Annotated in this window: 15 protein-coding genes; 9 read left to right on the forward strand and 6 right to left on the reverse strand. The window is 64.7% G+C overall.

Translation table 11 applies throughout. The features are described 5' to 3' along the window. Position 1 precedes the first annotated feature (1 nt). A complete protein-coding gene (gene ccsB, locus ACIBJI_RS01200; RefSeq protein WP_364356179.1) occupies positions 2–970 on the forward strand; it encodes a c-type cytochrome biogenesis protein CcsB in 969 nt (322 codons plus the stop codon). A 187-nt stretch (positions 971–1,157) separates the two neighbouring features. Here the strand turns inward: ccsB and ACIBJI_RS01205 are convergent, their stop codons facing one another. Further along, on the reverse strand, positions 1,158–1,559 hold the full coding sequence (locus tag ACIBJI_RS01205) for a hypothetical protein (RefSeq protein ID WP_397082660.1): 402 nt from the start codon (positions 1,557–1,559) through the stop codon (positions 1,158–1,160). Between the two features lie 311 nt (positions 1,560–1,870). Between ACIBJI_RS01205 and ACIBJI_RS01210 the strand changes: the two genes are divergently transcribed. Then, positions 1,871–2,467 (forward strand): hypothetical protein, encoded by a 597-nt coding sequence (locus ACIBJI_RS01210; RefSeq protein WP_397082661.1) that lies wholly within the window; start codon positions 1,871–1,873, stop codon positions 2,465–2,467. A 904-nt stretch (positions 2,468–3,371) separates the two neighbouring features. Here the strand turns inward: ACIBJI_RS01210 and ACIBJI_RS01215 are convergent. Next, entirely contained in the window at positions 3,372–3,953 is a 582-nt protein-coding gene (locus ACIBJI_RS01215; protein WP_364356176.1) for a hypothetical protein, read from the reverse strand. Positions 3,954–4,325: 372 nt separating this feature from the next. Here ACIBJI_RS01215 and ACIBJI_RS01220 point away from each other — a divergent pair, with 372 nt between their 5' ends. Next, the gene (locus ACIBJI_RS01220; RefSeq protein ID WP_396958300.1) at positions 4,326–4,946 is read left to right on the forward strand and encodes a hypothetical protein; all 621 of its coding nucleotides are present in this window, start codon (positions 4,326–4,328) and stop codon (positions 4,944–4,946) included. A 447-nt stretch (positions 4,947–5,393) separates the two neighbouring features. Here ACIBJI_RS01220 and ACIBJI_RS01225 read toward each other — a convergent pair whose 3' ends face one another. Then, positions 5,394–5,591 (reverse strand): hypothetical protein, encoded by a 198-nt coding sequence (locus ACIBJI_RS01225; RefSeq protein ID WP_040696246.1) that lies wholly within the window; start codon positions 5,589–5,591, stop codon positions 5,394–5,396. 127 nt (positions 5,592–5,718) lie between these two features. After that, a complete protein-coding gene (locus ACIBJI_RS01230; RefSeq protein ID WP_364356169.1) occupies positions 5,719–5,928 on the reverse strand; it encodes a BldC family transcriptional regulator in 210 nt (69 codons plus the stop codon). Between the two features lie 183 nt (positions 5,929–6,111). On the opposite strand from ACIBJI_RS01230, the gene ACIBJI_RS01235 reads away from it, so the two are divergent. From ACIBJI_RS01235 to ACIBJI_RS01255, 5 genes are all read left to right on the forward strand, one after another. After that, positions 6,112–6,462 (forward strand): DUF4229 domain-containing protein, encoded by a 351-nt coding sequence (locus ACIBJI_RS01235; protein ID WP_364356166.1) that lies wholly within the window; start codon positions 6,112–6,114, stop codon positions 6,460–6,462. After that, the gene (locus ACIBJI_RS01240; RefSeq protein WP_364356163.1) at positions 6,459–7,544 is read left to right on the forward strand and encodes a PLP-dependent cysteine synthase family protein; all 1,086 of its coding nucleotides are present in this window, start codon (positions 6,459–6,461) and stop codon (positions 7,542–7,544) included. The genes ACIBJI_RS01235 and ACIBJI_RS01240 overlap by 4 nt, the downstream gene beginning before the upstream one ends. A gap of 102 nt (positions 7,545–7,646) precedes the next feature. Then, positions 7,647–7,868, forward strand: coding sequence for a hypothetical protein (locus ACIBJI_RS01245; RefSeq protein WP_040696163.1), 222 nt, complete (start codon positions 7,647–7,649; stop codon positions 7,866–7,868). After that, positions 7,868–8,446, forward strand: coding sequence for a Clp protease N-terminal domain-containing protein (locus ACIBJI_RS01250; protein WP_397082664.1), 579 nt, complete (start codon positions 7,868–7,870; stop codon positions 8,444–8,446). The genes ACIBJI_RS01245 and ACIBJI_RS01250 overlap by 1 nt, the downstream gene beginning before the upstream one ends. Before the next feature lie 77 nt (positions 8,447–8,523). Continuing rightward, positions 8,524–8,910, forward strand: coding sequence for a phage holin family protein (locus tag ACIBJI_RS01255; protein WP_040696159.1), 387 nt, complete (start codon positions 8,524–8,526; stop codon positions 8,908–8,910). A 149-nt stretch (positions 8,911–9,059) separates the two neighbouring features. On the opposite strand, the gene ACIBJI_RS01260 is transcribed toward ACIBJI_RS01255, so the two are convergent. Both ACIBJI_RS01260 and ACIBJI_RS01265 read right to left on the reverse strand, forming a co-directional pair. After that, positions 9,060–9,932, reverse strand: coding sequence for a 1,4-dihydroxy-2-naphthoate polyprenyltransferase (locus ACIBJI_RS01260; protein ID WP_396958303.1), 873 nt, complete (start codon positions 9,930–9,932; stop codon positions 9,060–9,062). Positions 9,933–9,977: 45 nt separating this feature from the next. Next, positions 9,978–10,454, reverse strand: coding sequence for an SRPBCC family protein (locus ACIBJI_RS01265; protein ID WP_364356152.1), 477 nt, complete (start codon positions 10,452–10,454; stop codon positions 9,978–9,980). A 218-nt stretch (positions 10,455–10,672) separates the two neighbouring features. Here ACIBJI_RS01265 and ACIBJI_RS01270 point away from each other — a divergent pair, with 218 nt between their 5' ends. Further along, positions 10,673–14,230, forward strand: a complete 3,558-nt coding sequence (locus ACIBJI_RS01270) for an AfsR/SARP family transcriptional regulator (RefSeq protein WP_397082666.1) — start codon at positions 10,673–10,675, stop codon at positions 14,228–14,230. The last annotated feature ends 2 nt before the right edge of the window (positions 14,231–14,232 follow it).

Consider the following 14,232-nt stretch of genomic DNA (forward strand, 5'->3'; position numbering starts at 1 on the left):
CATGCCGATCGACGAGACCATCGCCCAGTACAGCGATCTCGCCTTCAAATCGGCGATCGTCGTGTACGCGCTGGTGCTGGTGCTGCTGATCGTGCAGTACGCGGCGGCGCGCACGCAGAAGGTCGTCGCGCGTGAACTGGTGACCGCGGGCGGCGGCTCCGATCGTCCCGCCGGACCCGGCCGGGTCGAGACGCCGCAAGCCAAGCCGTTCGCCGAACGCGCTGGCAATATGGCGTTCTCGGTACTGTTCGTCGCGATCGCCCTGCATGTGACCTCGATCGTGTTGCGCGGCTTCGCGACCCACCGCTTCCCGCTCGGCAATATGTACGAATTCGTCACCATGGCGACCGCTGCGGCCGCCGTGGTCGGCATGGTGTTCCTGCGCGAACAGCGTTACCGCTCGATGTGGGTATTCCTGCTCGTCCCGATCCTGATCCTGCTGTTCCTGGCCGGCACTGTGCTCTACGCCGACGCGGCACCCGTTGTGCCCGCACTGAAGTCGTTCTGGCTGCCCGTGCATGTCACCATCGTCAGCATCGGCAGCGGCGTCTTCCTGGTCTCCGGCATCGCCAGCCTGCTGTTCCTCTATCGCCTGCGTCAGCCCGAAGGCGCCGAATCCGACAACATCCTGGGCACCATCGCCCGCCGCCTCCCCGACGCCCGCACCCTCGACCGCCTCGCCTACAAAACCACCATCATCGGCTTCCCCCTCTTCGGCGCCGGCGTAATCCTCGGCGCCATCTGGGCCGAAGCCGCCTGGGGCCGCTTCTGGGGCTGGGACCCCAAGGAAACCTGCTCCTTCATAGCCTGGGTGTTGTACGCCGCCTACCTCCACGCCCGCGCCACATCAGGTTGGCGCGACACCAAGGCCGCGTACATCAATATCGCGGGTTTCGTCGCGATGCTGTTCAACCTTTTCATCATCAACATCGTGATCAGTGGGTTGCATTCGTACGCAGGGCTGAACTGAGGATCGAAATAAGTGCTCTGAGCTGCTGATTAACGATTGTCGGCGGAGTTGGCGGCCGACGTGGTCGGCGTCTCGGTACGCAGTGAGTACGCAGTAGATTGCAGCCGGTCCCGTAGAACGCCAGCGACCGCTGTTCGCGTGGATTCGTCGGCGTCCGGCCAAAGGTGCGCGTAGTAGCGCAATGTTGTCACGGCGCTTCCGTGGCGAACTCGGGTCTGAACCGTCTTGATGTCGGCGCCCTGGCTGAACAGCAGGGAGGCGTAGTAATGGCGGAGGTCCTGGAAGCTGCCCCTTCCGGCAGTCCGGGTATCTCATCCTTTATACCGCGCAGGTTCCACCCGATTACCCAGGGCGACACCGGCTTGCACAGTTCGTCGCACACGAGGTTGGTGCCGGATCGAGCGGCGGATGTCTCGAGCATGTCGACCAGCTCGGCGGGAATCGGCAAGGGGTTGTAGCTGGCCTTCGTCTCGAGTGGCTTGTCCGGCCACTGTCGTTGCGGGTAGACCATGGCGCCGTCGAAGTCGACATCGTCGAAGCGGAGGCCGGCCGCTTCTGCGATCCGAAGCCCGACGAATGCGCCGAGCAAGACCGCGGTTCGCAGGTGCGGGGCATTGAATCGTGAAGTGCCCAGACCTGTTGGGTCGTCGCGACATAGACCTTCTGCTGTCCGGCCTGCGGTGATGTCCGACGCGAGCAGGGGTTCCGAGCCAAGAGCCCGTCATGTACAGCCTCACCGAGGATCTGTGACACCGCTCTCCTGAAGCGAGTGTCGCAGTTTCGAACCCCACCGAGGGCAGCGTTGATGCATAGGCATCAATGCTCGGCGTCGAAAGACTGCGGACCATCGCGCGCGGTAATGCGGCATGTCGGCTCATCTAGGTGGGAGGATTACGGGCCATGTGGATCTCGACGCTCGCCGCCGAAGCTGCCAACGATCCCGGGAGAGGACCCGTTGTCCTCTGGATCGCTGCCGCTGCGGGTGGATACGTATCGGCGATCGCCGGGCTGATCGCTGCGTGGATATCCGAGAAGACTGCCGCCTCTGGAGGGATACCGGGCCGCCCTGAAGTACCCGCGGTCGCCACAGAGGCCATCAACGCTCCCGACGCAATACAGGAGGCCCTCGAAGAAGCATCGAACGATCTCGCGAACTACAGAGTCCGCTCGATACTCATGCTCCACAGGCTGGCCGACCTGATGTTGATACTTGCAATCACAGCTGCGATCGCGGGGCCGCTGACTGGATTTGCGCTAGGTAGCTACTTGGCAGGCGGAATCATCGGCGGCATTGTCGCACCCGCCTACACCGCGCATCGTCGGCTGGAGAATGCAGCGGCACGCCGCGAAGCATCAGTCGACGCAGCTGATCGGGGCAAGCATGAATCTGGCATGCGAAACGTAGAGCTTCAACGGAAACAGTGGGAATTGGAGACGGAAAAGCGACTGTTTAATTTGGAGTGGGAGCAGAACCGGGCAGAGCAACAGGGCGCATGAGTAGGAGCGTGCGTCCCCGCTCTGCAATGTGGGGTGGCGGTTGATCCATAGGCATCAAACCGCCGCGCGGTCCACCAGTCGGGCGCGACGAACGCACGGCAATACGCGATGATGACAAATGAACTCCCTGGTGCAGCAATTGATCTCAGCAATTACTGCTTTACCAGGAGTTCACTCGAATCTCGAGCGTCACACGCTCACTCAGAAGCACCAGACGGCACTGCCGAGGGGGATACACCACGTCGCTGATCCGAATGATCCGTCGACCGGAGCTATGGTGGACGATGGAGGCGCCGCGGTCGAATCGGCAGTGGCTGCGGGCGCCGCGAGGACGAGCAGGGGCGCGGCCATAACAGTCGCGGCTAGGGTTTTGACGATTTTGCTAGACATTTTGCTTCCTTACAACGAGCTTTATGATGTCCGCGTAGTGGGCCGCGCTGCCGAGCTACCCGGACTGGGGCTGCGAGTGCGATACGTGCCGAATCGACTTTGCGACACGCGATTCGCTACTTGGTGACGTACATGATGCATTCCCGATAGGGACGTCAGGCTGGCAGCTACAGCATCGACCGAACCCGAGACGTCATTCGGTACCGCGGAACGCGTCAACAACAGCTTACCGCTGGCTACCAGACGATTCGGCCGCACGAGAACATTTAGAAGCTAACTTTTCTGTTTGAGTCAGCGTCTGAGAACTGTGTCAGGTGTGGGCGGGCCGGCGTGACATGACGGCGATCATGGCGATGTAGACGATGGCTTCGTGGTGGTCGAGTGTAAGGGGCTTGGCGCGCGCGTTACTCGAGCATCCCCGGCTCGCGGTCGGGAGGTAACCGCCGGGAGCGGCAAGAAATCGGGAATCCGTGGGGTGCAGGGGCTTCCGGTGTTGTCGTGCGCCCGGCGATAGCTACAAGCGGTGGACGCAGACTACGAATTGGCGTTGTTGGTACACGATTCCGCGGTCGCTGGAGGAGCAGACGTTCACGTTTGTGGTGTTTTGTTTGATGTCCATGACGCGGACGGCGTTGGGGACGCCTTTGGTGTTGCACTCGAGGCGCTTCGGGTTGTCTTTGTTCGGGTCCATGCAGCCGCCGATTACCCAGTCGATGTCCAGGCAGAGGGCGGCGCGGTTGACGCCGCGCAGGGTGTCGTTGAGGGCGCGGTCGGCGTCGGTGGGGCAAGCGGCGTTTTCGGCCGCCTTGTCGATGACCTTGTAGTTGGAGGTCGCGCTGCCGCAGGCGGACTTGCCGAGCGTCGGGTTGTCGCCGCTGCCGCCGATCTCGATGCAGTCACCGACGTCGATCTTCAGGCCGCCCGCGATCTTGTCGAAGGTGCTGCGGATGGCGGAGGTGGTCGGCGGGGCCTCGGGAGTGGTCAGCGGTAGCTCGGGGAACGGTTCCGGCGAGGTGGTCGGCGCGAGGTCGTTCTGAGCTGCGGGCGACGGGCTGCTCGCGGTGGACTTGTCGTTGCTCAGCGACATCGCCGCCACGGCCACTACGGCCGCGGCCAGCGCGGTTACAGCTATGAAGACCGTCAAGGTGAGACCCGCACGGACACGTTGACGCGACACCTGTGACGTCCTCCAGGGCTGTTCGAACTCGCGCGCCGAGATACGAAGTTGAAAGTTGCAATGGTGAGAGATCACGTCATGCCTACACCATCAGATGCGTGCGCGTCGAGTCACCCATTTTTGAGGATAAAAAGGATACTTGTGTGAAATGATCATAGGTCGGATGCTGGGGTAACAATCGAATAACGATGGCTGTCAGGGGTTCCCAAATGCCGTGCGGGGCAACAAGCTACGTGGCGCTAGACGCGTCAACCGGCTACCGGGGCCGGTGCTTGTCAGAAGGAAACCTTGATGAAGTTCGGCACGTTCGCCGTCACCCTCGTGTCCATCGCCGCCGTGGGAATCGCAGCGGGAACCGCGAATGCGAAGCCAGCGGAAGTTGCCAAAGAGGTGTCGGCCTCCGGCGTCGAGCAGGGAATCGGTTACCACACGGTGGCTTCCGAAATCTCGGATGGGCACCGGGACCGCGTCCTCACCACCGAGGTCGACAGCGGCAAGTTCGAACTCGCCGACAACGGCACCAAGGTCCTGCTGAAGTCCGATGCCGGCGCTGTGGTGACGGAAGTCCCCTTGACCTACGAGCTCTCCGGCACCAAGGTCGCGGTCGACCAGACGATCTCCGATAACGGCCGAACCCTCGCTCTCACGCCGAAATTGAGCGCCAAGAACATCGGCGAGATGCAGCCGGTCAATTCCATGGCCCGCCTGACCGACGAAATCAACAAGAACATCGTCGGCGTGGTCCTCGGCGGCGTTCTCGGCCTCGTCATCGGCGCCATCGTCGGCGTGTTCTTCTTCAGCATCATCACCGGCCCGATCGGCGCCGTAATCGGCGCGATCGCCGGCGGCTACATCATGGGCGGGCAGTCGTTCATGGACGCCCTGATGGCCGTCATCAACGGCGAGCCGTGATCGTTTGAGCAGTCGAACGGCACGCTGAGGAATACGACGGCGGCCTTCGCTGACTCGAGTTTCGGCGACCTCGTCGGCTTATTGACCGAGGAGGATCTGCGGCCGGTCGTACTTCGCTTGGTTGCCGGCCGCGTCGGTCGGCCGCGGATCGAGAAACAACACCCGAGCCTCGGAGGCATCTCTCGTTCGCGTGGGCTGTCGAGGCCGAACCCGACTTCTCGTCCACGTGCCAGGAAGTGCGTTGGCGCGACCGCGGTGGTCGTGAGTGATCATTTGCGATACCAGCCCGCTGGTGGCTGGTTGCGGAACGGTAGAAACCGATTTGCGGCGCATGGGCGCGATTCAGCATTGGCGCAGAAAAACAAACCGCGCGGGCAGTATGCGTTGCGCGACTGAAGGATTCGCGTCTGCCTACCGGAAACGCCCGGCGAACCGGGCGTACCCTACTCAGCGCTCGGCAGACCCGTCACCATCACGATGCTGGCGCGAAATGCGCCAGAGGAATTCGGGGTCGTCATCGGGCCCCATGATGCGCTTGCGCTGCGGCGAACGCGTGGGCGGTCCGGCTGTCTTCTCGGGGCCGAACGCCTTCCAGCACAACACCGCGACTGCCACAACTGCGATGAGTGCCAACAGGTACGTCACGTCGCTCACCTCCTGCTAACGAGGGTAGTCGCGTGCGTAGCCTTCGAACACCGCAGACACGAAATTGGTGGGTGCGGGCCCCTAGACAGGGATATCGAACTCACAGCTACGGGCCCGCGGACCATGATCAGCGCGCGGTGGCCTCGGTGGTCAGCGACTCGAGCAGCTGGAGTACTTCGGATTCGCGGAACCGACGGTGCCCACCCGGTGTGCGCAGCGATCCCAGGCGCCCGGCGTGCGCCCAGCGGGTGACGGTCTTCGGATCGACGTGGAACATGGCGGCCACTTGGCCCGGTGTCAGCAGGGTGTCCTGGCCGCCGACGGTGATCGCAGTCATAGCAAACCTCTCCGTTCTCGACAGTTCCCTCATCAGATGGCGTCATCGTTGCACTGCAACCCCTAGGTACTCGAACCACCTACAGTTGGTAAAGGGGAAGTAATAGACAAAACGGATACGCGCCCTGGCCTCGACGGCAGGTAGCGCCGAGGGTGGGCCATAGCTTCGCATAGGCTGGACGGCGTGAGTGAGGCAACTCCACCGAAGGGTGAACCCGAACAGCAAACCACTGGCATCAGCGCGCGGCTGGCCCGCAACCTGGCGCTGTACACGCTTGCCAGGCTCGGTCTGGTCGTGGTCATCACCGCCGCGATCGTCGGCGTCGCCAGGCTCGTCTCGGTGGAGATCCCACTGGTGGTCGCCGCCCTGTTCGCGTTGATCATCGCGATGCCGCTGTCGCTGACGCTGTTCAAGAAGTTGCGCGCACGGGTCAACGAGGACATCGCGGTCGTCGATGCGAAGCGCCGCCAGGATAAGGCGCAGCTGCGCGCCCGGCTTCGGGGTGACGACGACCCGCCCGGGACGGACTCGTGAAGTACTGCGATCGCAGTGCGCCACGCGCCTGGGTCGACAATGCCGTGCGGCTCATCGAGGCCGATACGCAGCGCAGCGCCGACACCCACCTGATCCGGTACCCGCTGCCCGCCTCATGGCGGGTCCAGCTGTATCTGAAGGACGAGTCGACCCACATCACCGGCAGCCTCAAGCACCGGCTGGCGCGGTCGCTGTTCCTGTACGCGATCTGCAACGGCTGGGTCACCGAGGGCACCACGGTGGTCGAGGCGTCCTCCGGTTCGACCGCGGTCAGCGAGGCGTATTTCGCCAAATTGCTCGGCCTGGATTTCGTCGCGGTGATGCCCGCGAGCACCTCGCCGCAGAAGATCGAGTTGATCGAAGCCCAAGGCGGCCGTTGTCATTTCGTACAGCGACCACCGGATATGTACACCGAGGCGGCGCGTCTTGCCGCCGAATGCGGTGGCCACTTCATGGATCAGTTCACCCATGCCGAGCGCGCCACCGACTGGCGCGGCAATAACAACATCGCCGAATCCATCTTCCAGCAAATGGAATTGGAGGCGCATCCGGTGCCGGACTGGATCGTGGTCGGTGCGGGTACCGGCGGCACCAGCGCCACCATCGGTCGCTACATTCGCTATCACCGCTACCCGTCGAAACTGGCCGTGGTCGACCCGGAGAACTCCGCGTTCTACGGCGGCTACGAAACCGCTGACGCCGGTTATCAGACCGGAATGCCCTCGCGCATAGAGGGAATCGGCCGCCCGCGGGTCGAGCCGTCGTTCATCGGTCAGGTGGTGGATCGGATGATCGAGGTGCCCGATGCCGCATCGGTCGCCACTGCCCGCCTCGCGAGTCGGGTAATCGGCCGCCGCGTAGGCGGTTCCACCGGAACCAATCTGTGGGGTGCGTTCGCACTCATCGCCGAAATGATCTCCGCCGGTCGTTCGGGCAGTGTGGTCACCCTGCTCTGTGACGGCGGAGATCGTTATGCCGGAACATATTTCGATGACGCATGGGTCCAGGCGCAGGACATGAACCTCACCGAACCCGCCGCGATCCTGGACAAGTTCGCCGCGACCGGAATCTGGTCCGGCTAGCAAGCGATACCGCAACCCCGGCCGCAGTGCCGGGGTTTTCTTTCGGCGAACATCGTCAATTTTCGTTGACAACTCCGGAGTTCGTCAATCAAAATTGACGACATGACTGAAGCGACCACACTGGCGGCCGCCGCAGGCAGTCCCGACCCCAAGGTCGGGCTGCGCGCGGTGCTCGCACTGCGTCGGCTGCTCGAACGGCTCGAAGCGATTCAGGTGACCAATGCCCGCGAACAGGGCTGGTCCTGGCAGGCGATCGCGGAGGCGCTCGAGGTCAGTAAGCAGGCGGTCCACCAGAAATACAACCGGAGAGGCGGGAACCGCTGATGTTCGAACGGTTCAGCAGGTCGGCGCGGACGGTGATCGTCATCGCCCAGGAAGACGCGCGCGAACTGCGCGCACCCAGGATCGAGGTGGAGCATGTGCTACTCGGTCTGTTGTCACAGGGCGAGCCGGAATTGAAGACATTGCTCGAGGAGGCCGGGCTAACCCACCGAGACGTGCTGGAAAGCCTCGGCCAACAGGCCAAAGGCCAGCCGCTCGGTGCGGAGGACGCCGAGGCGCTGCGCTCGATCGGCATCGATCTGGATGCGGTGCGCGAGAGTTTGGAGGCCACCTTCGGCGAGGATGCGCTGGAACGGGCCGTGCCCGAGGAGCGGTCCCGATTCGGCCGCGGCCGCGATCGGAACTGGGGGCACATTCCGTTTACCAGGGACGCCAAGAAGGTATTGGAGTTGGGACTGCGCGAAGCCTTGGCCCGCAAGGACAGGTCCATCGAATCCGGGCATCTGCTGCTAGGCATTCTGCGCGCGCCCAATGCGACCACAACCCGCATCCTGGGCGGTCCGAAGGCGATCGACGCCCTCCGACCGAAGGTGCACGCGCTGCTCGACCGTGCGGCGTGAGAGGTCGGGCATGTGCGCGCCACCCCATTCGCGCTTTGGGGCAGCACATGCCCGCCGGTCGGGCCTAGCATCAAGCCATGCAGCTTCTGATTCGCTTGATTATCAACGCCGTTGCCATCTGGCTGGCGGCAGCCTGGGTCGACAAGATCGAGATTTGGAGTCCCGAGGACAAGGGCAATGGCGGCAAAGTCATTGTCATCCTGGCCGTCGCCGTGGTCTTCACCGTGGTGAACGCCCTGGTCAAGCCGATCGTGAAACTTCTATCGTTACCGCTGGTCATCGTCACCCTCGGCCTGTTTCTGCTGGTGATCAACGCGCTGATGTTGTGGCTCACCGCGAAGATCACCGAGACCACCGACTACGGCCTACGTATCGACGGCTTCTGGGCAGCGGTGTGGGGCGGGATCATTGTCGCGGTGGTCAACTGGATCCTCGGCGTCCTGGTTCCGGACGGCGACGACTAGTAGCTTCCTGGCGCGCTCACAGCTCGCTCGAAGGCGGAATGGGTCCGAGCGTGCATTCTTTGCGCGAACTAGGCGGAAATCGCCGAATTCGGCCGGAAAGTGCATGCTCGGCTCCGCCGGCGCCAACCGGGTGCCGCGCTTCGCGGTCCCTAACCCACGATACCCAGCGCCAACGCGGTAACCGCCGACCACACCAACAGCGCCAACCCCGAATCGCGCAGCGCCGGAATCAATTCCAGCCCGCCCTTACCGGAGCGCACCGGTGCGTTGGCGCGCACTGCCAGCGGCACGGCGACCAGTCCGACCAGTGCCCACGGCGTGCGGACGACCAACAGCAGCGTCGCGATGAACGGCACCGCGAGCAGCGCCAAGTGCAGCGTGCGAGTCCGCGGATCGCCGAGTTTGACCGCGAGGGTGACTTTCCCGGATTCGGTATCGGTCGGAATGTCACGCAGATTATTGGCGACCAGCACCGCGCTGGAGAATGCCCCGACGCCGATCGCGAGCACCAGGCCCGCCCATTCGATCCGCTCGGCCTGGACGAATTCGGTACCGAGCACACCGATCAGACCGAAGAAGACGAAGACCGCCAACTCACCGAACCCGCTGTAGCCATACGGCTTGCTGCCGCCGGTGTAGAACCAGGCACCGGCCAGGCATGCCGCGCCGACCAGCAGCAACCACCACGCCGTCGCGATGACCAGCACCAGCCCGAAGATCGCGCCGATGGCCAGGCTGATGATCGCGGCATTCTTGACCGCGGCGGGCGAGGCGAGCTTCTGCCCGACCAGCCGCAGCGGACCGACCCGCACGTCATCTGTTCCGCGGATACCGTCGGAATAGTCGTTGGCGTAATTCACCCCGATGATCAGGGCCAGCGAAACCAGCAGCGCGAGAACGGCTTTCCACCACACCGCGCCTTCGATGGAGGCGGCGGCGCCGGTTCCGGCAAGAACAGGGGCGATCGCGTTCGGCAGGGTACGGGGCCGTGCGCCCTCGATCCATTGCGCTGCAGTAGCCATATTCGCAGCCTAATGCGCGGCCGCGATTCGGTCCGCTCGGGCGGTTCAGTTGGCTTCGGCGGCGGTCTTCAGTCGGTCGAGGCCCTTCTCGAAGTCCTTGCCGATCATATTGTCGATCGGGAACACCTTTCCGATCACGCCCATCAGGCCCTTGTGCTGGCCTCTCATCCGCCAGACCACCTCGGTGCGGGGTTCTCCTCCTTCGAGGGCCGAGACCGGGTTCAGCTCGAAGGTCGTCTTGTTGGTGGCCTTGAACGGCTTCTCGAAGGCCAGCCGGATATCTATTTCCCGGTCGTCGCTGGAGGTGATCTCCATGCTGCCGCGACCGGCCTTGCGGTTGCCGTCCCAGGCGTACTGGGCGCCGACTCCAGCGTCCGGCCCGGAGTACTTCCGCTGCAGTTGCGGATCGACGTCCTCCCACGGCGACCACTTGGTCCACTCGTGGAAGTTATCGATCAGCCCATGAATGCGCGCGGGCTCGGCCGTGATCACAGCCTGCCGAACGATTTCGAACTCAGCCATGCGCACAGCGTAAGCGCCTTACCGGTCCGAACAGGGGCGAAAAACCATGTCAGCCTGGCAGACAGTATTCGATTTCGGCACTCCCGGGTCCCTTCATGGGCCCGCCCGTCTCCCACCGCCACCCTCGACGGACGGCCTGGCGGCCGACTGTTCTTGCCGTTGCGCTACCGCCTCCGGGCCCGTCGCTCGCGCCGGGGCTCGCATACGATAACCACGGAATGTTTCCCGATCAGAGCGGCCCGAACGGCCGAAGTCAAACCCTGACGACGCCCGCAGGCGAATCGGTCGTAGTGGCCCTGCTGGGCGAAATCGCGCTACGCCGAGACGGCACGCTCGCAGCGCTCCCCGGCGCACGGTCGCGACTGCTGCTCGCCGCGCTGGCCCTGTGTCCCGGCCGCAGCCGCAGCGCCCAGGCGCTGATCGATGAGGTGTGGGGTGAGCAGCCGCCGCGCGCGCCGATGAACGCGCTGCACACCCAGGTGTCGCGGCTGCGCTCGGCGCTACCGGATGCGGCCCTGGAGATCGGCCCGGCGGGCTACCGCCTGAGGCTGACCGCCGATCAGGTCGATTTGACCCTCGTGGACGACTTGGTGCACGCGGCCCGCGTCAAACAAGCCGACGGTGACCACGCCGGATGTCTCGAGGTGCTGACCCAGGCCAGATCGCTCTGGCGCGGCGAGCCCGGTGCCGACTTACCCGCGGGCGACCTCGCCGACGAACTGCGCACAGCGGCCGCGCGCCGGTGGTCCGAACTGGAGGCGATCGAGGTCGCCGCCCGGGTCGCCACCGGTGATCTCGACGGCGCGGTGGCCATCACCCGCCGCACCGCGGTCGCAAAGCCACTCGACGAGGCCGCGCACGCCACCTTGATGCGGCTGCTCGCCGCGGCCGGGCGGCCGAACGAAGCCCTCGATGTCTTCGCATCGATGCGCGGGCGGCTGGTCGAAGAACTCGGCGCGGATCCGGGCCCGGCGCTGGTGGAACTCAATACCGCGATCCTGCGCGGTGATCCGGTGCCCGGATTCGCATCGCGGGCCGATCATGGTGGGGCCGTGCCGAAGCCGACGCCCGCTACGAATTCGGCCACATCGGGTGATCCGACGATATCGGTCGCGGTAGGTGATTCGGTCGCGCGGTATTCCGCCGGGCGGGACTCGGTGTCACTGGATTCGATTGGACGAGTTTCCGATTCGGCCGTTGCCGCACCGCCGAGTACCCTCGCCGCGATCGGACTGCGCGCGGCCCCCAATGCGCTGCTCGGACGTGCCGCCGATCTGGACGCACTCGAGCAACTGCTGCACCGCTCCCGAGTGACGACCGTCCTCGGCCCCGGCGGCACCGGAAAGACCAGGGTGGCCAACGAATTGGGTGCTCGGGTCGCGCGCAGCGAATCCGTGGTGCTGGTGGAGCTGGCGTCGGTACGGGCCGATACGGCCGCCGACGCCGACCCACGCGCCGATATCGAAGCCGCGATCAGCACGACCCTCGGCCTCGGCGAGATCGTCCGGGAGACGGCATGGCGGCGCTCCACCGGCTACAGCGATGCCGGTCGGCGATTGCGAGATGCGCTCGCGGCCCGGCCGACGCTGTTGATATTGGATAACTGTGAGCATCTGATCGACGCGGTCGCCGAAGTGGTCGCCGATCTGGTCGGCAGCTGCGACCAGCTCAGTGTCCTTACCACAAGCCGAGCACCACTGGCGATCACCGCGGAAACGGTCTATCCGCTGGCGCCCTTGGCAATCGACGCGGCCGGATCACCGGCCACCGACCTGTTCATGGCCAGAGCGCGTGCGGTGCGGCCGACCGTGCGCCTGGATCCCGAAGTGGTGGCCCGGCTGTGCGGCACGCTGGACGGCCTGCCGCTGGCCATCGAACTCGCGGCCGCCCGTGTGCGGACCATGAGCGTCGAGGAAATCGAGACCCGCCTGGAACACCGATTCGCCTTGCTGCGCAGCGGAGATCGCTCCTCGCCGGAACGGCACCGCACCTTGCACGCCGTCATCGCGTGGAGCTGGAATCTGCTCGAAGCGCCGCAACAGATCGCCTTGCGCAGGCTGTGCCGCTTTCCGGCCGGATTCACCCTCGATGCAGCCGAAGTGGTGGCGGGTGGCCCGGATGTCGACGATGTGACCACGGCCGTGGACGGACTGGTCAGCCAATCGCTGCTCACCGTCCTGGACGACGACGAGGGCCTGATCGGAACCCGCTACCGAATGCTGGAAACGGTGCGCGAATTCGGTGAGGAACAGCTCGCACTGACCGGGTCCGATGCTGCGGCAGGCATTTCGGGTGTGGTCGACGAGCGTCCGGTGGTGATGGATCGCATGTCGCGCTGGGCCCGTGACTATTCGATCGCCACGGTGCACCGTTATCTCTCCGACGAGCAGGTGGCCACGGTGCTCTCGGTCGGTGCGGAGCTCGACAACCTTGTCACGGTGCTGCGATATGCGTTGGAGCGCAGGGACGCCCGCACGGTGTACCGAGTGTTCCCGATCGCCGGCACGCTATGGGTAATGCGCGGCGCGCACATGGAGCTGAGCAGTTGGGCGCGCCGGATTCTCCCCCTGGCACCTGAACCCGGTCCGGTGCGCGGTACGGTCGCGGATCTGCAGATGCTCGCGCACTTGCAGATCGGTATGCACATGTTGTACCTGAACAGCGGTTTGCGTCAGGTGGCGACCACGCGGGCACGGATCCGTCGATTGCTCAGCACTGCAATAGATCTCAATAGTGGAGCGCGTTTTCTCGGCGTCATGGCCTGCGGGGATATCTCGGGCTCGGATTCGCCGAGGCTGTTCGCGGACGGCGCCCGGTCGCCGGACCCGCTGGTGCGCGCCGCAGCGGTGTTCATGCGCGCGAATGTCCGGGAAAACTCCGGCCATGTCTACGGTTCCACCCGGGACGCGAAAGCCGCCCTGCAGCTGATCGAGGGAAGCGATGTCTGGGGGACGGCCATGGTCACCCAGCATCTCGGGCAGCTCGCCGGACAGACCGCACACTATGCCGATGCGGTGGTGTACTACCGCCGGGCCGCGGAACTGTTGCGGGAGTTGCGCGCACACGAGGAAGCCGTGGAGATGCGCAGCTATCTCGCGGTGTCGTTGATCGGCGCGGGTCGGCTCGACGAGGCGCGGCGGGAATTGGGCTTCGCGCTCGGCGCCGCAGATGGTGATCCGGCGCACGGTACCGCGATCGACGATCCGCACATCCGACGCAACCACCGCCTGGCGCCGGTTGTCATCGGAATGGCGGAACTCGAACTTGCCGAGGGCGATACCGACGCCGGGCTGCGCCATTATCGGCGGGCACTGGACCTGTACGGCTGGCCCGATGACGAACCGATGCCCGGCCCGGGCATCCTGATGACCGCGAGCGGCGCCGTGGACGCATACGTGCTGCACGGGCGGGCGGCGGAGGCCGACGATATCGCGCGCACGCTGATTCGCCTCGCGACGGGCCGACTCGGGCAGTTCTACGACCTGCCACAGATCGGCGCGGTCGGCAACGCGGTCGGAACATTTTATCTCGCGGTCGGACGCGATTCGAAGATCGGCTTGGAGTTGCTTTCGCTGGCCACCAAGGTGACGGCGCGACAGGACAATCCGTCGGCCCAATTGCGACATCACGCGGCACTGCACCGAACAACGGTGGGGGACGGGCGCTTCGACGAAGCACTGACCCGGGCCGCCGGCATGCGTCGGCGGCAAGCGGCGGCCAGGATCCTCGACCTCCTACAGGAACTGTCGTGCGACAACGAAAATCGCGGTGGGTGACT

It is taken from the genome of Nocardia sp. NPDC050408 (genome assembly GCF_044458905.1).
GTDB lineage: Bacteria > Actinomycetota > Actinomycetes > Mycobacteriales > Mycobacteriaceae > Nocardia.